Annotated in this window: 23 protein-coding genes; 12 read left to right on the forward strand and 11 right to left on the reverse strand. The window is 66.5% G+C overall.

The window, feature by feature from the left end:
* Positions 1 to 19: 19 nt before the first annotated feature.
* On the forward strand, positions 20 to 1,603 hold the full coding sequence (locus ACZ1JS_RS11195) for a phospholipase D-like domain-containing protein (protein WP_465166130.1): 1,584 nt from the start codon (positions 20 to 22) through the stop codon (positions 1,601 to 1,603).
* A 181-nt stretch (positions 1,604 to 1,784) separates the two neighbouring features.
* On the opposite strand, the gene ACZ1JS_RS11200 is transcribed toward ACZ1JS_RS11195, so the two are convergent.
* Positions 1,785 to 2,018, reverse strand: a complete 234-nt coding sequence (locus ACZ1JS_RS11200) for a hypothetical protein (RefSeq protein WP_242116898.1) — start codon at positions 2,016 to 2,018, stop codon at positions 1,785 to 1,787.
* A 244-nt stretch (positions 2,019 to 2,262) separates the two neighbouring features.
* Here ACZ1JS_RS11200 and purL point away from each other — a divergent pair, with 244 nt between their 5' ends.
* The 4 genes from purL (at position 2,263) to bfr (ending at position 6,651) form a co-directional block, all read left to right on the forward strand.
* Positions 2,263 to 4,476: a phosphoribosylformylglycinamidine synthase subunit PurL gene (gene purL, locus ACZ1JS_RS11205; protein ID WP_465166131.1), complete on the forward strand. Its 2,214-nt coding sequence runs from the start codon at positions 2,263 to 2,265 to the stop codon at positions 4,474 to 4,476.
* Positions 4,477 to 4,579: 103 nt separating this feature from the next.
* Positions 4,580 to 5,809: a DUF418 domain-containing protein gene (locus ACZ1JS_RS11210; protein ID WP_465166132.1), complete on the forward strand. Its 1,230-nt coding sequence runs from the start codon at positions 4,580 to 4,582 to the stop codon at positions 5,807 to 5,809.
* A 77-nt stretch (positions 5,810 to 5,886) separates the two neighbouring features.
* Complete coding sequence (locus tag ACZ1JS_RS11215) at positions 5,887 to 6,057, forward strand: (2Fe-2S)-binding protein (RefSeq protein WP_465168676.1); 171 nt, start codon at positions 5,887 to 5,889, stop codon at positions 6,055 to 6,057.
* Between the two features lie 102 nt (positions 6,058 to 6,159).
* The gene (gene bfr, locus ACZ1JS_RS11220; RefSeq protein WP_056453358.1) at positions 6,160 to 6,651 is read left to right on the forward strand and encodes a bacterioferritin; all 492 of its coding nucleotides are present in this window, start codon (positions 6,160 to 6,162) and stop codon (positions 6,649 to 6,651) included.
* Positions 6,652 to 6,838: 187 nt separating this feature from the next.
* Here the strand turns inward: bfr and ACZ1JS_RS11225 are convergent, their stop codons facing one another.
* Both ACZ1JS_RS11225 and ACZ1JS_RS11230 read right to left on the reverse strand, forming a co-directional pair.
* Positions 6,839 to 7,258, reverse strand: a complete 420-nt coding sequence (locus tag ACZ1JS_RS11225; RefSeq protein WP_465166133.1) for an Hpt domain-containing protein — start codon at positions 7,256 to 7,258, stop codon at positions 6,839 to 6,841.
* 92 nt (positions 7,259 to 7,350) lie between these two features.
* Positions 7,351 to 8,613: a NupC/NupG family nucleoside CNT transporter gene (locus tag ACZ1JS_RS11230; protein WP_465166134.1), complete on the reverse strand. Its 1,263-nt coding sequence runs from the start codon at positions 8,611 to 8,613 to the stop codon at positions 7,351 to 7,353.
* A 131-nt stretch (positions 8,614 to 8,744) separates the two neighbouring features.
* Here ACZ1JS_RS11230 and ACZ1JS_RS11235 point away from each other — a divergent pair, with 131 nt between their 5' ends.
* The 3 genes from ACZ1JS_RS11235 to ACZ1JS_RS11245 all read left to right on the forward strand — a co-directional run bounded on the left by ACZ1JS_RS11235 (position 8,745) and on the right by ACZ1JS_RS11245 (position 10,961).
* Positions 8,745 to 9,401: a queuosine precursor transporter gene (locus tag ACZ1JS_RS11235; RefSeq protein ID WP_465166135.1), complete on the forward strand. Its 657-nt coding sequence runs from the start codon at positions 8,745 to 8,747 to the stop codon at positions 9,399 to 9,401.
* A gap of 299 nt (positions 9,402 to 9,700) precedes the next feature.
* The gene (gene argB, locus ACZ1JS_RS11240; protein ID WP_465166136.1) at positions 9,701 to 10,597 is read left to right on the forward strand and encodes an acetylglutamate kinase; all 897 of its coding nucleotides are present in this window, start codon (positions 9,701 to 9,703) and stop codon (positions 10,595 to 10,597) included.
* 61 nt (positions 10,598 to 10,658) lie between these two features.
* The gene (locus ACZ1JS_RS11245) at positions 10,659 to 10,961 is read left to right on the forward strand and encodes a YggT family protein (protein WP_465166137.1); all 303 of its coding nucleotides are present in this window, start codon (positions 10,659 to 10,661) and stop codon (positions 10,959 to 10,961) included.
* A 42-nt stretch (positions 10,962 to 11,003) separates the two neighbouring features.
* Here ACZ1JS_RS11245 and ACZ1JS_RS11250 read toward each other — a convergent pair whose 3' ends face one another.
* Positions 11,004 to 11,873 (reverse strand): 3-hydroxyacyl-CoA dehydrogenase NAD-binding domain-containing protein, encoded by an 870-nt coding sequence (locus tag ACZ1JS_RS11250; RefSeq protein ID WP_465166138.1) that lies wholly within the window; start codon positions 11,871 to 11,873, stop codon positions 11,004 to 11,006.
* Between the two features lie 86 nt (positions 11,874 to 11,959).
* Between ACZ1JS_RS11250 and ACZ1JS_RS11255 the strand changes: the two genes are divergently transcribed.
* Positions 11,960 to 13,018 carry a DUF1176 domain-containing protein gene (locus ACZ1JS_RS11255; protein WP_465166139.1) on the forward strand — a complete coding sequence of 353 codons (1,059 nt, stop codon included), beginning with the start codon at positions 11,960 to 11,962 and terminating at the stop codon, positions 13,016 to 13,018.
* Positions 13,019 to 13,062: 44 nt separating this feature from the next.
* Here the strand turns inward: ACZ1JS_RS11255 and ACZ1JS_RS11260 are convergent, their stop codons facing one another.
* The 6 genes from ACZ1JS_RS11260 to gluQRS are packed head-to-tail and all read right to left on the reverse strand — an operon-like array spanning position 13,063 to position 17,831.
* On the reverse strand, positions 13,063 to 13,890 hold the full coding sequence (locus tag ACZ1JS_RS11260; protein ID WP_465166140.1) for an endonuclease/exonuclease/phosphatase family protein: 828 nt from the start codon (positions 13,888 to 13,890) through the stop codon (positions 13,063 to 13,065).
* Positions 13,887 to 14,861: an L-histidine N(alpha)-methyltransferase gene (egtD, locus tag ACZ1JS_RS11265; RefSeq protein WP_465166141.1), complete on the reverse strand. Its 975-nt coding sequence runs from the start codon at positions 14,859 to 14,861 to the stop codon at positions 13,887 to 13,889. The genes ACZ1JS_RS11260 and egtD overlap by 4 nt, the downstream gene beginning before the upstream one ends.
* A complete protein-coding gene (gene egtB, locus ACZ1JS_RS11270; protein ID WP_465166142.1) occupies positions 14,861 to 16,117 on the reverse strand; it encodes an ergothioneine biosynthesis protein EgtB in 1,257 nt (418 codons plus the stop codon). Before egtB ends, egtD begins: the two co-directional genes overlap by 1 nt.
* Positions 16,118 to 16,126: 9 nt before the next feature.
* Positions 16,127 to 16,690 carry a cob(I)yrinic acid a,c-diamide adenosyltransferase gene (locus ACZ1JS_RS11275; RefSeq protein WP_465166143.1) on the reverse strand — a complete coding sequence of 188 codons (564 nt, stop codon included), beginning with the start codon at positions 16,688 to 16,690 and terminating at the stop codon, positions 16,127 to 16,129.
* Between the two features lie 4 nt (positions 16,691 to 16,694).
* The gene (locus ACZ1JS_RS11280) at positions 16,695 to 16,922 is read right to left on the reverse strand and encodes a twin transmembrane helix small protein (protein ID WP_242116870.1); all 228 of its coding nucleotides are present in this window, start codon (positions 16,920 to 16,922) and stop codon (positions 16,695 to 16,697) included.
* Between the two features lie 9 nt (positions 16,923 to 16,931).
* On the reverse strand, positions 16,932 to 17,831 hold the full coding sequence (gene gluQRS / locus ACZ1JS_RS11285; RefSeq protein WP_465166144.1) for a tRNA glutamyl-Q(34) synthetase GluQRS: 900 nt from the start codon (positions 17,829 to 17,831) through the stop codon (positions 16,932 to 16,934).
* 56 nt (positions 17,832 to 17,887) lie between these two features.
* Between gluQRS and ACZ1JS_RS11290 the strand changes: the two genes are divergently transcribed.
* Both ACZ1JS_RS11290 and ACZ1JS_RS11295 read left to right on the forward strand, forming a co-directional pair.
* Positions 17,888 to 18,454: an HNH endonuclease gene (locus tag ACZ1JS_RS11290; protein ID WP_465166145.1), complete on the forward strand. Its 567-nt coding sequence runs from the start codon at positions 17,888 to 17,890 to the stop codon at positions 18,452 to 18,454.
* On the forward strand, positions 18,451 to 18,888 hold the full coding sequence (locus ACZ1JS_RS11295; RefSeq protein ID WP_465166146.1) for a DUF3291 domain-containing protein: 438 nt from the start codon (positions 18,451 to 18,453) through the stop codon (positions 18,886 to 18,888). Before ACZ1JS_RS11290 ends, ACZ1JS_RS11295 begins: the two co-directional genes overlap by 4 nt.
* Positions 18,889 to 19,173: 285 nt before the next feature.
* Here ACZ1JS_RS11295 and ACZ1JS_RS11300 read toward each other — a convergent pair whose 3' ends face one another.
* Entirely contained in the window at positions 19,174 to 19,536 is a 363-nt protein-coding gene (locus ACZ1JS_RS11300; RefSeq protein ID WP_465166147.1) for a DUF4440 domain-containing protein, read from the reverse strand.
* Between the two features lie 292 nt (positions 19,537 to 19,828).
* Here ACZ1JS_RS11300 and ACZ1JS_RS11305 point away from each other — a divergent pair, with 292 nt between their 5' ends.
* A complete protein-coding gene (locus ACZ1JS_RS11305; RefSeq protein ID WP_465168677.1) occupies positions 19,829 to 21,841 on the forward strand; it encodes a transglycosylase domain-containing protein in 2,013 nt (670 codons plus the stop codon).
* Positions 21,842 to 22,037 lie beyond the last annotated feature (196 nt).

Consider the following 22,037-nt stretch of genomic DNA (forward strand, 5'->3'; position numbering starts at 1 on the left):
CCCTGCCATGGCTACCCGCATGGCGCGTCATACCCCTCCGCTCGAACCGGGTCGCAACTGCTGGCGGATCGAGCGCGCAACCCGCGCGACCGTGCTGGTCGATGCCGACAATTATTTTCGCCACGCCCGCGACGCGATGCTGAAGGCGAAGAAGCAGATCCTGCTGATCGGCTGGGACTTCGACGCGCGCATCCGCTTCAAGACCGATCCCGACAGCGAAGGCCCTGAAAAGGTGGGCGAATTCATCAGCTGGCTGGTCCGCCGCACGCCGGGGCTACAGGTCCATATCCTTCGCTGGGATACCGGCGCGATCAAGACGCTGTTCCACGGCCGCACGCTGGTGCGCATCGCCAAATGGATCGCCGATCCGCAGGTGCATCTACGCCTCGACGGCCATCACCCGATCGCCGGGTCGCATCATCAGAAGGTCGTGGTGATCGACGACGACGTCGCCTTTTGCGGTGGCATCGACATGACCGTCGACCGCTGGGACACGCGCGAGCACCGCGACGACGATCCCCGCCGGATCGAGCCCGACGGCACCCCCTATCAGCCATGGCATGACGTCACGACCGCGCTCGAAGGACCGGTCGCCGCCGCGCTCGGCGACATGTGCCGCCGTCGCTGGGCGGTGGCGGGGGGCGACGAACTGCCCGCGCCGACCGGTACCGGCGGCTGCTGGCCGACCGGGCTCGACGCCGACTTCACCGGGATCGACGTCGCCATCGCCCGCACCATCCCCGAAATGGCCGAGCAGGAACCGGTACATGAGATCGAGACGCTCTATCTCGACCTGATCGCCCGTGCCGAACGCTTCATCTATGCCGAAAGCCAGTATTTTGCCTCGCGCAAGGTCGCCGAGGCGATCGCGCGGCGGCTGGAGGAAGCCGATGGTCCCGAGATCGTGATCGTCAATCCGACCACCGCCGAAGGGTGGCTCGAACCGGTCGCGATGGATAGCGCCCGTGCGCGCATCTTTCAGGCGCTGAAGGAACGCGACCGCCACGACCGGCTGCGCCTCTACCACCCCTTCACCGCCGGCGGCACCGCCATCTATGTCCATGCGAAGGTGACGGTGATCGACGACCAGTTGCTGCGGGTCGGCTCGTCCAACTTCAACAACCGCTCGCTGCGGCTCGACACCGAATGCGACGTCACGGTCGACGCGACCCGCCACGTCAATGCCGACGAACGCCACACCATCGCCGGCATTCGTGATTCGTTGCTGGCCGAGCATCTCGACGTGACGTGCGAGGAGGTACAGGCGACGCTGGCCCGCACCAACTCGCTGATCGCGACGATCGAAGAACTGCGCGGGGAGGGCCGTTCGCTACGCCCCTATGAAGTGCCCGACCTCGGCGCGGTCACCGAATGGCTCGCCGACAACAAGATCCTCGATCCCGAAGGACCGGACGAGATGTTCGAGGCGCTGTCGCAGCGCACGCCGTTGCTCAAGAAGCTGAAGAAGCACCGCCCCCATCTCCACCGCGCCGACAACACGCTGTCGCCGGTGGTCACCGCCGTCGCGGTCGGCGGCACCGTTGCCGGCGGTACGCTGATCGGCATGATGCTGTGGCAGGCGTGGAAGAAGCGGAAGGACTGAGCCGCGCATCATGGCGTCGCCCGGCGAAGGCGGGGCCTACTGCATCAAGCGCAGGCTGAAGGCGGTAAAGCGATGCGAACGCACATGAGCCAGAAGGCCGAAACCGCAGAAGGCACGCCCATATCGGCCGATGCCTGAACCGAAGGCGGGGACCGAACCGGCCCCCGCCCCGCAACCGGACTTAGTTGCTGTCCGAATTGTCGTCGACGGCGATGATCACACCGCCCGCGACGATTGCCGCTGCCAGCAGCGCGAATACGATGCCGCCGCCGGCCAGCTTCTGGCCCTTGGCCGGAGCCGATGCGCGGACCGACTTGGCGACCGACAGTGCCTGCGCGTTCGACGCGGCGTTGGCGGCGACCGGTGCCGCGACCAGCGTGGTGGCGGCGATTGCCGTCAGAAACTTCGAAACCATCCAGATTCTCCCTTGCTCGGCATAACGCCCTGCTACGCCAGCGACCGGCGGCGCGGGTCACCGACGTCTAGCGCTATGCATGGTTCCCATAGGAAAAGGGTTAATCGAAGCGGATTAAACCGGGCCGACCATATTTGTTCCGCAACTGTACCTATTTTGCAACGCAACAGGCGCGCCGGAAACGCGGAAGCAACGATCACAAACCGGCTGGCACCGCCCGCGCCCGCGCGCTAGAGGCACGCCCATGACCCAGATCACGCCCGAGATCGTCGCCGAACACGGCCTGAGCCCCGAAGAATATGCGCGCGTCCTGCACGCGATGGGGCGCGAGCCGAACCTGACCGAACTCGGCATCTTCTCGGTCATGTGGTCGGAACATTGCAGCTACAAGTCCAGCCGCATCCATCTGAAGAAGCTGCCGACGACCGGGCGTCAGGTCATTTGCGGCCCCGGTGAGAATGCCGGCGTCATCGATATCGGTGACGGACAGGCGGCGATCTTCAAGATGGAGAGCCACAACCACCCCTCGTACATCGAACCCTATCAGGGTGCGGCGACGGGCGTCGGCGGCATCCTGCGCGACGTGTTCACCATGGGCGCGCGCCCGATCGCGAACCTGAACGCGCTGCGCTTCGGCCGCCCCGATCATCCGAAGATGCGTCACCTGATCGCGGGCGTCGTCCATGGCATCGGCGGCTATGGCAATTGCGTCGGCGTGCCCACGGTCGGCGGCGAGGTCAATTTCCACCCGGCCTATGACGGCAACATCCTCGTCAACGCGATGACCGTCGGCATCGCCGACACCGACAAGATCTTCTATTCGGCCGCGTCGGGCGTCGGCAATCCGATCGTCTATGTCGGGTCGAAGACCGGACGTGACGGCATCCATGGCGCGACCATGGCCTCGGCCGATTTCGGCGAGGATGCCGAGGAGAAGCGCCCGACAGTGCAGGTCGGCGATCCCTTCACCGAAAAGCTGCTGATCGAGGCGTGCCTTGAACTAATGGCCTCCGACGCGATCGTCGCGATCCAAGACATGGGCGCCGCCGGCCTCACCTCTTCCTCGGTCGAGATGGCGTCGAAGGGCGGCGTCGGCATCGAACTGGTCATGGACGACGTGCCGCAGCGCGAGCGCGGCATGACCCCGTATGAGATGATGCTGTCGGAAAGCCAGGAGCGGATGCTCATGGTGCTCAAGCCCGGCCGCGAGGACTTCGCCCGGGCGATCTTCGACAAATGGGAACTCGACTTCGCGGTCATCGGCCATGTCACCGACACCGGCCGCATGGTGCTGAAATGGCAGGGCGATGTCGTCGCCGACATTCCGCTCGCCCCGCTGGCCGACGAAGCGCCGCTCTACGATCGGCCGCATGTCCCGACGCCGAAGCCGGCCGAACTGACGAACGTGCCCGACTGCACCGATCCCGCCGCCGACCTACTCAAGCTGATGGGTTCGCCCGATATCGCCAGCCGCCGCTGGATCTGGGAGCAATATGACCACATGGTCGGCGCCGACACCGTGCAGCGCCCCGGCGGCGATGCCGCGGTCGTCCGCGTCCATGGCACGCGTAAGGCGCTGGCGATGACCACCGACTGCACCCCGCGCTATTGCTTCGCCGATCCGGTCGAAGGCGGTAAGCAGGCGATTGCCGAGGCCTATCGCAACCTGACCGCGGTCGGTGCGACGCCCCTCGCCGTCACCAACTGCCTGAACTTCGCCAATCCGCAGCGGCCCGAGATCATGGGCCAGATCGTCGGCTGCCTCGACGGGATGAGCGAAGCCTGCCGCGCGCTCGACTTCCCGATCGTGTCGGGCAACGTCTCGCTCTACAATGAATCCAAGGCGACCGGCGGCGGATCGGCGATCCTGCCGACCCCGGCGATCGGCGGCGTCGGGCTGCTGGCCGATTGGGAAAAATCGGCGACGATCGCGTTCAAGCAGACCGGCGACATCATCCTGCGCGTCGGCGACCGTACCGGCGCGATCGGCCAGTCGCTATGGCTGCGCGAACTGCACGGCCGCGAGGAAGGCCCGCCGCCGCCGGTCGATCTCGACGCTGAACGCAGTACCGGCGGTTATATCCGCCAGGCGATCCTGTCGGGCAAGATCACCGCCTGCCATGACGTCAGCGACGGCGGCATCGCCGTGACCGTCGCCGAAATGGCGCTGGCCGGCAATATCGGTGCGATCCTCGACCGCAAGCTGCCCTTCGACGATATCGCCCGCTCGCTCTTCGCCGAGGATCAGGGTGTCTATATCGTTACCGTCCACGACCATGCGCTGCTCGAATTCCTGCAGGGCGCGGAAAAGGCCGGGGTCGATGCCGAACCGATCGGCCGGACGATCGGCAGCCGCATCATCTTCGAACTGACCGATGGCGACTTCGCCGTCCCGCTCGACGATCTGCGCAAGGCCCATGAAGGCTTCTTCCCCGCGCTGATGGGAGGGACGGCATAGTTGCGGGTCGATCATGCCCCCGGCATGATCTTCGGGATGCCGGGGGCATCCCGAACCCGCAACTATGCCGTCACTGACGCCGCCCTTGCCTGACCCGACGCCCATGGGCCGTATCGCGACGATCGATACGGTCCGGGGGGTCGCGGTGATGGGGATATTGTTCCTCAACATCATCGCCTTCGCGATGCCCGAAGCCGCCTATGTCAGCCCGCGCGCCTATGGGCTGGATGGTCCGGCCGATCGCTTCGTCTATTACGCCACGCTGATCCTGCTCGACGGGAAGATGCGCGGGCTGTTCTCCTTCCTGTTCGGCGCATCGCTGCTGCTGGTCGTCGACCGGGCCGAGGCGAGCGGGCGCGATCCGGCGGCGGTGCATTACGCCCGCATGTTCTGGCTGTTCCTGCTCGGCATCGCCCATGCCACGCTGTTGTGGCGCGGCGACATCCTTGCCCATTATGCGCTGATCGGATCGATCGCCTACTGGTTCCGGCACAATAGTGCCCGCCGGCTGGTGGCGTTCGGCATCGCCTTTGCCGTCGTCGACATGCTGCTGATGGGATCGATACCGCTATCCTATCTGGCGATGCTGGCGGGCGGAGGCGCGGATGCAACACGGGGGCTACGCGATTTCGACAACGCCTTTGGTATTCCCGCCGCGTCGATCATCGCCCGCGAACTGGCGCTGTTCCGTGGCGGCTATGGTGCGATCCTCACCGAAAATATCGCGCAGATCCCGGACATACTGAACGAAACGCCGATCATCGGGTTCGAAACGCTCGCCTATATGCTGTTCGGCATGGCCGCGCTGCGCAGCGGGATGCTGCAAGGACGTTGGTCCCGTCGCCGCCTGCTGCGCTGGGCGGTCGGCGGCATGGGCATTGGCATCGCCGGCTATGGCGCGATCGCCCTGTGGATCGCTTCGCGCGACCTCGACCTGCTGGCGATCGTCGCCGGCCCGATCGCCCTCGCCACCCCGATCCGCACGATCATGATTCCCGGCTGGGCCGCGACCATCATCCTGCTCGCAGGTGATGGCGGCCCGATCGCGCGGCGGCTGGCGGCGGTCGGTCGGATGGCGCTCAGCAACTATCTCGCCACCAGCATCGTCATGTGCGCCCTCTTCTACGGCTGGGGCCTCGGCCAGTTCGGCCACTGGTCGCGCGCGGCCTTGTACCTGCCCGTATGCGCGATGTGCATCGCGATGGCGCTCTGGTCGCCCTGGTGGCTGGCGCGCTTCCGATACGGCCCGTTCGAATGGCTGTGGCGATCGCTGGCGCGGTGGCAATGGCAGCCGATACGCAATCCGTCGCACCTCTGGAACGCGACGAATTGATGCGAATGATCCGCAATAATTGTTGCGAACGATTTTCACTACCATTATTAGTCGGCCCAACGGAGCGAGGGTCGAACATGGTCGTATGCGTCTGCAATGCCATTCGGGAACGCGATGTGCGGGAAGCCGCGCGCAGTGGCGCGAACAGCGCCTGCCAAGCATATCGGGCGCTGGGATGCCAGGCGAAATGCGGTCAGTGCGTCCCGTTCGCGCGAGCCATTATCGATGCCGAACGCGCGGCTGCGTAGCGTTCGCACCTGCGAAAACCCGCAGAAATCAGCCATTATGATGCTGTCCCTGTCGCGCCAAACCGCGTAAGTCCCGTCCATCACAGCATAAGGACGAACGACGTGAAGGGCGACGCAAAGGTCATCGAATTCCTCAACGAGGCGCTCAAGAACGAGCTGACTGCGGTCAACCAATATTGGCTGCACTATCGCCTGCTCGACCATTGGGGTGTGTACAAGCTCGCCCAGTTCGAACGCCACGAATCGATCGACGAGATGAAGCATGCCGATCGTCTGGCGGAGCGCATCCTGTTCCTCGACGGCCTGCCCAATTTCCAGCTGCTCGGCCGCCTGCGCGTCGGCGAAACGGTCGAGGAAATCCTGAAGGCCGATCTCGCGATCGAGGTCGAGGCCGTCGCCCAGTTGCGCGAAGCCGTCGCCTATTGCGAAAGCATCCGCGATTTCGTCAGCCGCGATCTGTTCGCGGAAATCCTGATGAACGAGGAAGAGCATGTCGACACGCTCGAAACCCAGTTCGAGATGATCGAGCGCATGGGCATCCAGAACTATATCCAGCTGAACGCAAAGTCGGAATACGACAAGCACGGGCTGTAAGGCCGATCACCGGTCGCGCGATGGCGCGGCCGGCCCGATTTGTGCCGGATCGACGTTCTGCGATCCCTTTGGCTGTTCGTCATTCCCGCGCAGGCGGGGGTGACGACAGGTCATCCGTCGGCGACAGCCGTATGGGGCGGATCGACGGTCGAACCACCTTGGCCCTGAACGGTGGTAAACGCCGCCTCTACAACGCCACCGGCCGCTTGCCGAACCCGGCAGCCTTGCGCTGCGCCAGCGGATTGCTGTCGCGGTCGAGCAGCGCCAGCGTCGCGTTGAACGTCGGGCGCAGCTGCGCGACATGCTCCAGCGCTTCGGTCGGCTCGTCGCGCGTCTCGACGCATTTGCGCGCGATCATCTCGATCCCTTCGGCGATATCAGCCAGCGCCTCCGCGCCGAACTGCCGCGATTCCCCCTTCAGCGTATGCGCCGGCAGCACCATCGCCACCGCATTCTGCTCGCGCATCGCCTTCTCGATCGCCAGCAGCGACTTCAGCCCGTCCTCGCGGAAATAGCCGAGGATGCGGACGAAATTCGCCCCGAGTTCCGCCCGCGCCTGCGCCAGTGCTCGCTGATCGATCAGTCCGTCGTCCATGGTCGTCCCCATCACGCAACCCCATGCCGCGTCCGGCATGATCGGAGGACCCTATCGGAAACGCCGTAAACAGACGGTTGACGCAGCCGGATCGTCGCGTGATTTCAGCTGAGCAGCAGTCCCGCCAGCGCCGCCGACATCAGATTGGCGAGGCTGCCGGCGACCAGCGCGCGGACACCCAGCCGCGCGATCATCGGTCGCTGATTGGGGGCAAGGCTGCCGGTCACCGCCATCTGGATCGCGATCGACGAGAAATTGGCGAAGCCGCACAGTGCGAAGGTGATGATCGCGATCGTCCGGGTCGACAATTGCGTGCCCGCCTCGCCCAGCGAAATATAGGCGACGAACTCGTTCAGCACGACCTTCTGCCCGAACAGCCCGCCGGCGATCCCCGCCTCTTGCCACGGCACGTTGAGCAGGAACATGACCGGCGCGAAGACATAGCCGAGCAGCCGCTGGAAGCTGAGATCGGCGATCCCGAACCAGTTGCCGATGCCGCCGAGCAGCCCGTTGGCCAGCGCCACCAGCGCGACGAACGCCAGCACCATCGCGCCGACCGCCACCGCCAGCCTGACGCCGGTCTGCGCCCCCTGCGCCGCCGCCATGATGATATTCGCCGGGCGCTCCTCGTCATGCGTCGCCTCGGCGAGCGCGATCGCCTCCGCCTCGCGGTCGTCGCCCAGCGGCAATTCGCCCGCTGCCGGCTCGGGCGTGTCGGGCATGATGATCTTGGCCATCAATATGCCGCCCGGCGCCGCCATGAAGCTGGCCGCCAGCAGGAAATCGATGCGGATGCCCATCGATGCATAGGCCGCGAGGATCGTGCCCGCCACGCCCGCCATGCCGCTGGTCATCACCGTGAACAGCTGTGCCGGGGTCAGCCCCGCCAGATAGGGGCGGATCACCAGCGGCGATTCGCTCTGTCCGACGAAGATGTTGGCGGCGGCGCACAGCGATTCGACCTTGCTGACGCCGATCACCTTCTCGATGCCGCCACCGATCCAGCGCACCACCAGCTGCATGATGCCCAGATAATAGAGGATCGACACCAAAGACGCGAAGAAGATGATGACCGGCAGCGCGGCGATGGCGAAGCTGGTCCCGCCGATCTCCGGCTTGGCAAGCGGCCCGAACAGGAACGACGTGCCGGCATTGGCATAACTCAACAGGTTCGCGACCCCGCCCGACAGGAAGCCCAGCACGCCCTTCCCCCATGGCGTGTACAGCACCAACACCGCGATCCCCGCCTGCAGCGCAAAAGCGGCACCGACCACCCGCAGCCGGATCGCGCGGCGATTGGTCGATAGCGCAAAGGCGATGCCGAGAATCACAACGATGCCGGCGATGCCGATGAGGAAACGTGTCATGTGAAGCGCAATACCCTGCCCCGCCGTCCGCCCGGACGGCCCCAAACCGTCGCGATATGCCATGGCGGCGGCGCGGGGGCCAGCGCGACAAACGCTTTTGCCATCGACGATTTTCGGGACTAGCAAGGGCCATGACGACACCCGACCATCCTGCGCCCGCCACGATCACCATGCCGCGCGCGCTGTTCATCTTCGCGATCTTCTACGGCGGCATGGTCTGCATCGCCGGCGTGCTGGGCAACAAACAGGTCGCGATCGGCCCGCTGGCGGTGGAAGCAGGCATCTTCGCCTTCCTGCTGCTGGTGGTGGTGTCGAGCGCGGTCGCCGAACTCTATGGCGCGCTTCGGGCCAAGCATCTGGTCTGGTTCGGCTTCCTGCCGCTGCTCGCCTCGATGCTGCTGGTCGCGATCGTCCTAGAACTGCCTGCCGCCGCCAGCATGGAGGCCGACCGGCTCGCCGCCTTCGACCTCGTCATGCGCTCCAACCTGCGCATCTGGATGGCGGGCATCGTCGCCTATGGCGTGTCGCAGACGCTGAACGTCACCATCTTCGGCTGGCTGAAGCGTGGGAAAGGCCGCCTGCTGTGGCTGCGCGCGGCGATCGCCAGCGTCCTGTCGCAAATCGTCGACACGCTGATCTTCATCTCGGTCGCCTTCTATGGCGTGTTCCCGATCGGGCAGCTGGTCGTCGGGCAGATGCTGGCCAAGGTCACGCTGTCGATCGTCCTGGTCCCGCCGCTCATCTACGCGTTCGTCGGCTTGGGTCGCCGTCTGGATCGGACGCGCTGAAGGAAATTGGTTCACGCGAAGGCGCGGAGACGCGAAGAGAAATAGATTATTCGCGCAAAGGCGCAAAGGCGCAAAGGGGTTGCGGACGCTGCAACCGCCCTGTGTCCGGCGAAGCCTATCTCCCACTGAACCCAATGAAGGAAAGCCGCTGTCGCGGCGAGCGCACCCTCTCTGCGTCCTTTGCGCCTTTGCGCGACCCAAAACCTCGTCCCCTCCTCTCTTCTCCTCCTCCGCGTCTCCGCGCCTTCGCGTGAACCCAATTCTTTCTTCTTGAACGACACCCCGCTAAAGGCGCGGTCATGACCCACGCACCCGATCCGAAGATGCTCGCCAAGGCGGAAACGCTGACCGAGGCGCTGCCCTATCTGCAACGCTATGCCGGTCGCACCTTCGTGGTGAAATATGGCGGCCACGCGATGGGCGATCCCGAACTGGCGCGCGACTTCGCCGAGGACGTGGTGTTGCTGAAACAGGTCGGCATCAACCCGGTCGTCGTCCATGGCGGCGGGCCGCAGATCGGTGCGATGCTGAAGCGCCTCGGCGTCGAATCGCGCTTCGTCGACGGCCTGCGCGTCACCGACGCCGCCACCGCCGAGGTCGCCGAAATGGTGCTGGCGGGCAAGATCAACAAGGAAATCGTCGCATGGATCGCGGCGGCCGGCGGCAAGGCGGTCGGCATTTCGGGCAAGGACGCGCGCCTCGTCACCGCCGAAAAGGTCGGCCGCAGCGAACCCGACCGCAGCCAGGGTATCGAGCGCCATGTCGATCTGGGCTTCGTCGGCACCCCGGTCGCGGTCGACCCGACCATTCTCCACAGCCTCGCGCGCGACGGCTTCATTCCTGTCGTGGCCCCGGTCGCGCTGGGTGCCGATGGCGAGACCTATAACATCAACGCCGACACCATGGCCGGGTCGATCGCCGGCGCGATGGGCGCGTCGCGCTTCTTCCTGCTGACCGACGTCGCGGGCGTGCTCGACAAGACCGGCGAGCTGCTGACCGACCTGAACGCCGAACGCATCGCCGAGTTGAAGGCCGACGGCACGATCAGCGGCGGCATGATTCCGAAGGTCGAGACCTGCGTGTCGGCGGTGGCGCAGGGGGTGGACGCGGCGGTCATCCTCGACGGTCGCGTACCGCACGGGATGTTGCTCGAAATCTTCACCGAACAGGGCGCCGGCACGCTCGTCCACGCCTGAGGCTTGGAGCCGGGCGCATGCGTCCCTATAGTCGAGAACCATTCGCGAAAGGCCCGATGCGTTGAACGTCCTGCTCGATATCATTCAGGTGCTGCTGAACGTCCTGTGGTGGATCATCGTCGTGCAGGCGATCCTGTCGATCCTGATCTCGTTCAACGTCATCAACACCCATAACGATTTCATCCGCTCGCTCTATCGCGGACTGATGACCGTGACCGAGCCGGTCTATCGCCCGATCCGGCGGATCCTGCCCGATTTCGGCGCGCTGGACTTCGCGCCGTTCGTGGTGCTGGTGCTGATCGGCATCCTGCAGGGCATCATCCTGCCCGCCATCTATCGCGCGACCGCCGCGACCTTCATCTGACGCCCGACACCGGGGGAGACGCTTCGCCTCCCCCGCCCGCGCTCACCGCGTCGGCACCGGCTCCGCGCCCGAATAGTCGTAGAAGCCGCGCTTGACCTTGCGACCGTACCAGCCGGCTTCGACATATTTGACCAGCAGCGGCGCCGGCCGGAACTTCGGGTCGCCCGTACCCTCGAACAGCACCCGCGTAATCTCCAGACAAGTGTCGAGCCCGATGAAATCGGCCAGCGTGAACGGCCCCATCGGGTGGTTCAGCCCGAGCTGACACGCCGCATCGATATCGGCGATCGTCGCCACCCCTTCGCCCAGCGCGAAGCACGCCTCGTTCAGCATCGGCATCAGCACGCGGTTGACGATGAAGCCCGGCGCGTCATTGGCATGGACGATCCGCTTGTGCAGGCTCTGCCCGAACGCCTCGACCGCCGCGACCGTCGCGTCGCTGGTGGCGAGGCCGCGGATCAGTTCGATCAGCCCCATCACCGGTACGGGGTTGAAGAAATGCACCCCCATGAACCGCGCCGGATCGGGCGCGGCCTGCGCCAGCCGGGTGATCGGGATCGACGAGGTATTGCTGGCAAGGATCGCCGTATCCGACAGCGCCTTGCCGACGGTTTCGAAAATCTGGCGCTTGATCGCCTCCCGCTCGGTCGCCGCCTCGATCACCAGATCGCACGGGCCCATCGCCGCCAGATCGCCGATCGGTTCGATCTGCCCCAGTGCGGCATCGGCGTCCGCCTGCGCGATCTTCTCCTTGCTCACCGCGCGCGCGAGTTGCTTGGCGATGCCGTCCTTGCCCGCCTGCGCCCGCTCGACCGATACGTCGGACAGCAGCACGCGATAGCCCGCCTGCGCCGATACCTGGGCGATCCCCGCCCCCATCTGGCCCGCGCCGATCACGCCAATCGTCTTCATCCTGAACGTCCTCTCATTGCGCCTTTGCGGCCTGAACGCGGGAATAGCGCCTTTCGGTCGGCCGTCCATGCCGGTATCGCACCCGCATGCGCCGTTTCCTGCCCCTTGCCCTGCCGCTCCTGCTCCCTGCCTGTAACGCCGATGCGCCCACGCCCGGTCCGACGCCGTCCCCCACCGCCTCGCCAGCACTGCTGACCGACACCGCCACCCCGCCCAAGCCGTTGCCGCTCAAGACGTTCGGCGACTGGGCGGCGGGCTGCGACAATGGCGCGACCTGTCAGGCGGGGTCGCTGGCCCCCGAGGACGGCGAACCGCCCGCCCTTACCATGTCGATCGAACGCGCCGCCGGCCCCGACGCGGGCGTCACCCTGCGCCTGCGCGGCAATGCCCCCGCCCTGCCGCTGACCTTCGCCGTCGATGGCGAAGCGGTCGCGCGCGGCGGCACGGCGCAGGACGACTGGACCGAACTGACGGGCGAACCTGCCCTGGCCCTGACGCGCAAGCTGGCAAACGGCCGGGCGATCACCATCGCCGACGCCAGCGGCAAGACCATCGCCACCCTGTCGCTGATCGGCGCCGCCGCCGCATTGCGCTGGATCGATGCGCAGCAAGGGCGCGACGGCACCATCGGCGCGCTCGCTGCCCCGGGCGAGCGCCCCGACACCCGCCCCGCCCCCGCGCTCCCGGTCGTCCACGCGCCGGTCGTCCGTGGAGAGGCTGCCCTGCTCGACCCGCTGCTCGTCACCCGGATGCGCGAGATGGCGAAATGCGATGCCGACGACCTGCCCCCCGCCACGACCAAACCGCTCGGCAGCCGGACATTGGCGATCATACCCTGCACGGTCGGTGCCTATAACGTCCTGTCGGCGCTGTTCGTCGTCGAACGCGGCGCGGCGGTCCCGGCAAGCTTCGACGCGCCCCCGGCCGGCGATGCGCCCGACGAACAGGCGCTGGTGTTCAACGCCGCATTCGCCGACGGCATCCTCACCGCCGACGCGCGCGGTCGCGGTCTCGGCGATTGCGGCACGACGCAGCGCTACGCATGGGACGGCAGCCGCTTCCGCCTGATCGAACAGCGCGACATGACCGAATGCCGCGGCAATATCGACTATATCCGGACCTGGACCGTGCGGCTGGTTCGCTGATTAAAATTCGCCCTCCCGGCGGGCAGGGCGAGGGTGAAGTCGCCCTACCGCCCCAGCGTCACCACCACCGGATAATGATCCGACGGAAACACGTCCCCCCGCCGCGTATCGACCGTCGCCGCGCGCTTGACCGCGAACCCCTTCACAAACACCCAGTCGATCCGCCGATCGGGCCTGCCGGTAAAGCCGTGGAACGTCGCCTCCGGCCCGGTCCGCACCGGTGCTGTGGCCCACGCGTCGCGCAATCCTTCCGTCATCCGCCGATAGGTCGGACTGTCGGGCACGGTGTTGAAGTCGCCGGTCACCACGACCGGCAGGTCGCCGGCAATCGCCGGGATGCGCGCCGCCAGCAACGCCGCGCCCTTTTCCCGTGCAGCCTCATCTTCGGCGCGATAGGGCAGATGCGTGTTGAACATGGCGAAGCGCCGGCCATCCGCCTCCCGGAAAATCGCCCAGGTCACCATCCGGGGAAAGGGGTGGCCCCAGCTATTGCTGCCCGGCACCCCGGGCGTATCGGACAGCCAGAAATTGCCCCAGCGCTCGACGATCAGCCGATCGGCGCGGTAGAAAATGCCCATATGCTCGTCATCGGCGCGTTCGGCACCGCTGCGCCCGACCCCGATCCAGCGATAGCGCGGCAGGCGCGCGACGACATCGTCGCCCTGCCGCTTGAACAACTCCTGCGTCCCGATCACGTCGGGGTTCGCGCGACGGATCGTCGCCACGGTCAAATCGCGGCGCAATTCCCAGCGGTTTGCGCCGTCGTCGGGCGATGGCATGCGGATATTCAAGCTCATGACCGTCAGGTCGCGCGCGGAAGCGGGCGCAACCACCGCGAGCAGCGCCAAAATGCCCGCGAACAGCCGGATCACGGCGCGATCGGCAGTCCCTGTGCTTCGGCGAGGATTTCGCAGAACGCGCCATCGTCCCCGCACCATTGTTGTTTCGGTGTCCATCCGCCACTGCGTAGCAGCAGCCGCGCATCGCGGTCTCCATATTTGTGGCTGTTCTCGGTGTGGATCGTCTCGCCGGCCTTCATCGCGAAAGCACGGCCGTCGATCGAGAAGGTCACGTCACGCGTCGCGCGCAGATGCATCTCGATCCGTGCGGCATCGTCGTTCCAGCGCGCCTCGTGCTCGAACGCCGCGACCGGCACGTCGCCGCCCAGTTCGCGATTGATCCGGTCGAGCAGGTTCAGGTTGAACGCCGCCGTCACCCCCGCCGCATCGTCATAGGCGGCGACCAGCGTGTCCCGGTCCTTGATCCGGTCGATGCCGATCAACAGCATCGCCCCCTCGCCCAGCCAGTCGCGCATCGCGCGCAACAGCGTCCCGGCCGCGAGCGGTTCCATATTGCCGATCGTCGATCCGGGAAAGAAGCCCAGCTTCGGCAGGTCCGCGACCTCTTCGGGCAACGGCACCGGATGCATGAAGTCGGCCTCGACCGGCAGGACCGGCAGTCCGGGAAACTGGCTGGCCAGCGCCGCCGAGGACGACCGCAGGAAATCGCCCGAGATATCGATCGGGACATAGGCGGCGGGTTCGATGCAGTTGAGCAGGATCGGCGTCTTGACCGACGATCCCGATCCGAATTCGACCACGGCGACGCCATCGCCGACCGCCCCGACCAGTTCGGGACAGATCGTCTTCAGAATCGCCGTTTCCGCCCGCGTCGGATAATATTCGGGCAGCCGGGTATTGTCCTCGAACAGTTCCGACCCCTTGCGGTCATAGAACCAGCGCGCCGGAATCGCCTTTTGCGGCAATGCCAGTCCGGCGAGCACATCGGCACGGAAAGCGGGATCGGCGCGGGTCGCCATCGGTACGTCGTCGCTACGCAGCATCACAGGTCCTTTGCGAGCCGGACGCCGGTGAATTGCCAGCGCTGGTGGGGATAGAAGAAATTGCGGTAGCAGGGGCGGGCATGGCCACGCGGCGTCGCGCAGGAACTCCCACGCAACACGAACTGCCCGCTCATGAACTTGCCATTATATTCGCCGACCGCGCCTTCGACGGCACGGAAGCGCGGATAGGGGCGGTACGCGCTGCCGGTCCATTGCCACACATCGCCGAAGAACGCCGGGCCGCCGGTCGACGGACGCGGTTCGACGGCATGGGCATGGTCGAGCTGGTTGCCGCCCGCCGGGTCGTGCGACGCGGCGGCCGCCTCCCATTCGAACTCGGTCGGCAGCCGCGCGCCCGCCCAGCTCGCATAGGCATCGGCCTCGAAGAAGCTGACATGGGTGACCGGTGCGGCGGGATCGATCGCACGCCGCCCGTCCAGCCCGAAACGGGTCCACGCCTCGCCCTGGCGCTCCCAATAGAGCGGTGCCTCGATCCGGTTGGCCTGCACCCATGCCCAGCCATCGGCCAGCCACAGTCGGGCGTCGCGATACCCGCCATCGGCGATGAACGCCGCCCATTCGCCGTTGGTGACGGTGCGGTCGGCGATGGCATGCGGGTGGAGTAGCACGTCGTGGCGCGGCCCCTCGCAATCGAAGGCAAAGCCATCGCCGGCATGGCCGACCTGGACGATGCCGCCGCCATGCTCGATCCAGCCGGTCGGCGGCGGCACCGCCACCGGACGCTTCGGCTCGGGTGCGAACATCGCCGGTTCGAGCGGATTTTCACTGAAATGGTGGAGGATATCGGTCAGCAGCAATTCCTGATGCTGCTCCTCATGGTTGCACCCCAGCGCCACCAGTTGCCGCACATCGTCGGAAAGGTCGGGCAGCGCCGCCAGCAACGCAGCGTCGACCGCCGCGCGATAGGCGCGCACCTCGTCGAGGCTGGGGCGCGTCACCATACCGCGCCGCCCGCGCGCATGGCGGCGGCCCTCGGCCTCGTAATAGCTGTTGAACAGGAACGGGAAACGCTCGTCGTGCAGCGTATAGCCGGCGACGTGGTCGCGCAGGACGAAGGTTTCGAAGAACCACGTGGTATGCGCCAGATGCCATTTGGCCGGGGACGCATCGTCCATCGACTGGACGGTCGCATCGGCGTCGGACAACGGCCCGGCCAGCGCGTCGGTCAGCGCGCGGACCTTCGCATATCGGGTGGCGAGCGCCTGGTCGGGCTGTTTGACCGGTGTCGCTCGCATGGGGTGCTCCTATGCCGGCTGGTGGACCCCGCCTGGCACCCACAAAACGTCCCCGCCGCCACTTTGGTTCACCCATCTGGCGTATACGAAGAGGAGATCGGACAACCGATTGATATAGGCCAATAAATTCTGATTAAGGTCCGCCTCGTACGAAGCATGCACCACCGATCGCTCGGCGCGCCGGACGATCGCCCGCGCCAGATGCAGCGCCGCGCCCGCTTCCGTCCCGCCGGGCAGGATGAAGCTGGTCAGCGGCGACAGATCGGCGTTCATCCGGTCGATCGCTTCCTCCAGCGCAGTCACCTGTGCCGGCACGATCCGCAGCGCGCCCACTATGCCCGGCGGGGTCGCCAGGTCCGCGCCATAATCGAACAGGTCGTTCTGCACCCGGCGCAGCAACGCCGTATCGGCATCGCCCAGCGCGACGACGGCGACGCCCAGCGCCGAATTGGCCTCGTCGACATCGCCGATCGCCTGCATCACCGCCGCATCCTTGGCGACGCGCGATCCGTCGACCAGCCCGGTCGTCCCGGCATCGCCGGTCCGCGTGTAGATCTTGTTCAGCTTGATCACTGCGTCAGGTGCGCCCGGCCATGAACAGGATAACGACGACGATCAGAATCGCGATCGCCTGAAACAACACCCGCGCCTGCATCATCCTGTTCGATTTCAGCGCCTGTTCGCTCGGCCCCTCGCCGCGCGCGGCGGCGGTTCCTTCGGCAAGGAAGGATACGATGCCGCGCACCAGCGCGACGACGACCGCGATCATCGCCGCGATCAGCAACAGGACCAGGAACGTGTTCATGGAGGGAAGCTAAGCATTTGCGAGCGCGAATCCAATGGGAAGTCTGCCCTGTCGCACATCGTCGGCGAATGCCTTCCCCTCCACCCCCGCATCACGCAGCGCCGCCAGCGTCGGTGCGCCGTTGCGCTTGGCCAGTCTTTGCCCGTCCGGTCCCAGCAATAGCGGATGATGCCGCCACACCGGCACCGGCAGGTCGAGCAGCGCCTGCAACAGCCGATGGACATGCGTCGCCGCGAACAGGTCGATGCCGCGCACGACATGGGTCACGCCCTGCGCGGCGTCGTCGACCGTCACCGCCAGATGATAGCTGGTCCCGGCATCCTTGCGCGCCAGCACGACATCGCCCTGTGCCAGCGGATCGGCGCGGACCCGTCCGGCCAGTTCGTCGACCCAGTCGAGCGGCCCGACGCGGTCGACAGCCCTCGCCATGTCGATCCGCCATGCGTGCGGTTCGCCCAGCCGCGCCGCCGCGACGTCCGCCGGGATCGCACGGCACGTCCCTGGATAGACGACGCCATCGACCCCATGCGGCGCCGACGCACTCGCCGCCACCTCGCGCGTGATATCGGCGCGGGTGCAGAAACACGGATAGATCAGCCCCATCCCCCGCAACCGGTCGAGCGCTGCGCGATACAGCGCCATCCGCGCCGACTGGAACACGACGTCGCCGTCCCAGTACAGCCCAAGCCATTCCAGATCGGCCAATATTCCCGCGACATGTTCCGGCCGGCTGCGGCCGCCATCGATATCCTCGATCCTGAGCAGCCACCGCCCGCCCGCCGCCCGCGCGCGGTCGTGCGATTCGATCGCGGCCAGCGCATGGCCGGCATGGAGTGCCCCGGTGGGACTGGGGGCAAAGCGGGTGACGACCGTCCCGGTTTGACTTTCGGCCTTGCCCCGTGCTGTCATGTCCGCGTCATCGTTGCCGATCATATCGGCGGCGACGTTTACGCGAGGGGGACTTCATGTACCATCCCGATCGCCTCCGCCATCCCGATGGCTGTCCCGCGCTGGTGCTCAACGCGGACTATACGCCGTTGAGCTATTATCCGCTCAGCGTCTGGCCATGGCAGACTGCGGTAAAGGCCGTGTTTCTCGACCGGGTCGACATCGTCGCCCAATATGACCGCGAAGTGTGCAGCCCGACCGCACGCATCAAATTGCCCTCGGTCATCGCGCTCAAGCAATATGTAAAGCCGTCCGAATTCCCGGCCTTCACCCGCTTCAACCTGTTCCTGCGCGACCGGTTCAGCTGTCAATATTGCGGCGCGACCCACGACCTGACCTTCGACCATGTCGTGCCTCGCGCACAGGGCGGCCGGACGACGTGGGAGAATGTCGCCACCGCCTGCGCGCCGTGCAATCTGCGTAAAGGGGGCCGGACGCCGAAACAGGCGGCGATGCCGCTGCACGTCCAGCCGATCCGCCCGACCAGCTGGCAGTTGCAGGAACAGGGCCGCCGCTTCCCGCCCAACCATCTGCATGAAACGTGGCACGACTGGCTCTATTGGGACGTCGAGCTGGAGGCGTGACCTTCGTCAGCATCACGCGGCTGCGCATCCGGTCGGTGCGGTTCCTGCCGGCGTTCATGATCGACACATGGCTGTCGATGCGGCAGGTCAAGCGCGCGGCGGGCTATCGCGGCGGCGCGCTGCTCGCCGATCGCGATCGCGCCTATTGGACGATGACCGCTTGGGACGATGCCGCGGCGATGCGCGCCTATATGACGTCCGGCCCGCACCGCCGCGCCATGCCCAAGCTGATGCGCTGGTGCGATCAGGCCAGCATTGCGCACTGGACGCAGCAGGACGACACGCTGCCCGACTGGCACGAGGCTGATCGCCGGATGCGCAGCGAAGGACGGGTGTCGAAGGTACATCATGCGGCGGATGGGCATGATCCGATGACGTTCGATGCACCGCGCCGAACCAATGGTCTGCCATTGTCGCCAGTCCGCAGCTTGTAGCGCTACCCCCGCCGTCCTCGCGCACAAGAGCGCCCATAAACGCAAACGTGTTCCAATCGCGGATCGTGGCGTCCAGGCATTCTCGCTCGCGCAAGACCTTTGCCAACCTCCTCTGCCTATCCCGACCCTTCCGTACCCCCGCGCAGGCGGGGGTCCAGAGCCAGGCAAAACAAAGGTTTGTGAGTGTGGCTCTGGATCCCCGCCTTCGCGGGGATACGGTGAGGTGGACTTTCGCAAAAATTCCGCCTGCGCGGCAATGGGTTGCCTGCAGTCGGGCAGCGCGCCCTATTCCCCCTTCGACGTCAGCGGCGGCGTCTGCTGGTGCTGGACCACCGTCCACACGCCATGTTCGATCCAGCGATAGGTCGAGGTGCAATAGGCCAGATACGCCTCGCCGCCCTTATGCGCCTCCGCCTTGTAGGCGACGACGATCAACCCTTCCTGCGGCCGCGCGACCTGTCGTTCGGTCAGCGACACCTGTTCCCAGCGCGGCGTGTCCTTCACCGCATCGATCGCCTGTTGCCCGGTGAAGACGAACGGTGGCGTCGGCAGCACCATCAGGCATTCGTCGTCGACCGATTCCTCGTAATGCGCCGCGTCGGCGGTCCACAGGCTTTCCTCGAAACTCCAGATGCGATCGTCGTCCACGCCGATTCTCCTTGACTGTCCGGCACCTAGCGTTCGGGGGCGCAACCGGTTCCGGTAAGGGTCCATGGCGCACCTTCGGCGGCACGCAACCGCGCTTGCCGAAGCTGTATCAGAACGGTAATACACGGTCGGTATCATGGCTTACGATCCCCCGTCCCCGCCCTCCGGCCCGATCGATCCCAGCCGGATCGGGCGCCTGTCGACCCCGTTGACGGGCGAAGCGCTGGAGCGGCGACGGCGGCTGGCCGCGTTCGACGATGCGCTGGCCGATTACGACCGAAGCTTCCCCGGCATGGGCGAAGCGCCGCCACCACCCCCGCCGCCCGAAGCGCCGCAGACCGCCCGCCGCCGCAAACCGCTCCGCTGGTGGCTGCGCTGGATCATGCGCGGCTTCGGCATCCTCATCATCCTGCTGGTGATCGCCATCGCGTGGCTGGCCTTCACCGCGCCGCTGTCGAAATCGCTCGAACCGCCCGCCCCGCCCTCGATCACGCTGCTCTCGGCCGAAGGCACGCCGATCGCCGAGCGCGGCGCGAATATCGGCAAGCCGGTCGATGCGACCAAACTGCCCGCGCATGTCAGCGAAGCCTTCATGGCGATCGAGGACCGCCGGTTCCGCACCCATTGGGGCATCGATCCCCGCGGCATCCTTCGGGCGATGTGGACCAATACCCAGGCGGGCGGCGTGCGACAGGGCGCGAGCACGATCACGCAGCAGCTCGCCAAGAACGCCTTTCTCGATTCGGACCGGACGGCGGCGCGCAAGCTGCGCGAGGTGCTGATCGCCTTCTGGCTGGAGGCGTGGCTGACCAAGGACGAAATCCTCTCGCGCTATCTCTCCAACGCCTATTTCGGCGACAATGCCTACGGTCTCGACGCCGCCGCCCGCCATTATTTCAGCCGCGCGCCCAAGGACCTGACCGTCGGACAGGCGGCGATGCTCGCCGGGCTGGTCAAGGCCCCCTCGCGCCTCGCCCCCACCGGCAACCTCAAGGGCGCGCGGGCGCGGCAGGCGGTCGTGGTCGGCGCGATGGAGGATGCCGGCTATCTGACCCCGTCCGAAGCGCGCCGGGTCAAGCCCGCCGTGCTGCGCGTCACCGACAACAGCACGCTGCCCTCGGGCACCTATTTCGCCGACTGGGTGCTGCCGCAGGCGCGCGACCGCGCCGGCGGCATCGGTGCCGATCGCAAGGTCGCGACGACGCTCGAAGTCCGTATGCAGCGCGCCGCCGAACGCGCCGTCCGCAATGCGGGCCTGCGCCAGACACAGGTCGCGATCGTCGCCATGCGCCCCGACGGCCGCGTCATCGCGATGGTCGGCGGCAAGGATTACCGCAACAGCCCGTTCAACCGCGCGGTACAGGCGCGGCGGCAACCTGGATCGACCTTCAAGCTGTTCGTCTATCTCGCCGCCATGCGCTCGGGCCTGACTCCGCAGAGCCAGGTGCTCGACGAACCGGTAACGATCGGCGACTGGAGCCCGAAGAACAGCGACGGCCGCTATCTCGGCACCATCACCCTCGAACGTGCCTTCCAACGCTCCAGCAACGTCGCTGCTGCGCGGCTGACCAAGGAAGTGGGGGTACGCAACGTCATCCGTGCCGCCCGCGACCTCGGCATCTCGACGCCGATCGCCAACGAAGCCTCGATCGCGCTCGGCACCTCGACCGTGTCGCTCCTCGAACTCACCAGCGCCTATGCCGCGATCGCGGCGGGCGAGGCGCCGGTCATTCCGCGTGGGCTTGCCGAAAAGGACGAACCGACCTGGCTCGACCGGCTGCGCTCGACCCGCAAGACGCTGTCGCGCGAGGAGCTGGAGGGGATGCGCACGCTGCTCGCCGCGTCGATCCGACAGGGTACCGGCATCGCCGCCAATTTGCCGGTCGAGGCGTTCGGCAAGACCGGCACGACGCAGGACAATCGCGACGCGCTGTTCGTCGGCTATGCCGGCGGCATCGTCGCGGGCGTGTGGCTCGGCAACGACGACAACAGCACCAATCCGGGGCTGGCCGGCGGTGGCCTGCCCGCGCGCATCTGGCGCGACTTCATGCGACAGGCGCTGAACCTGCGCGATCCGGTACCGGTCGCGGCGCCCGAACCCGAACCGATCGACAATGCGATCGACGCGGTACAGGACATGCTCGGCAACCCGTTCGACGCGCCACCGACGATCCAGGGTCCGGGCTTCGACGTCTCGGTCGACCCCGACGGCCAGGTCCGCTTCAACCCCAACGACCGCCGCCGCCGCGAGGAGGAACCGGTACCGCAGGAAGAACGACGCCCGCCGGAAGAGGACGAGCAATAGGGCGCGCGCCGGCCCTTCCCATCGCCATCGCCATCGCCATCGCGAACTGGATCAAGACCTCTGCGAAAATCCCCCGCGCGCCGTACCCCCGCGCCGGCAGGGGTCCAGCTTGTCTCGGAAGTTGCCGTCCTCCGACCCACTATGTACCCCCGCGCAGGCGGGGGTCCAGGGCCAAGCAAAACAACGGTTTGTGTGT

Source organism: Sphingomonas sp. BL-S-05, assembly GCF_055521695.1.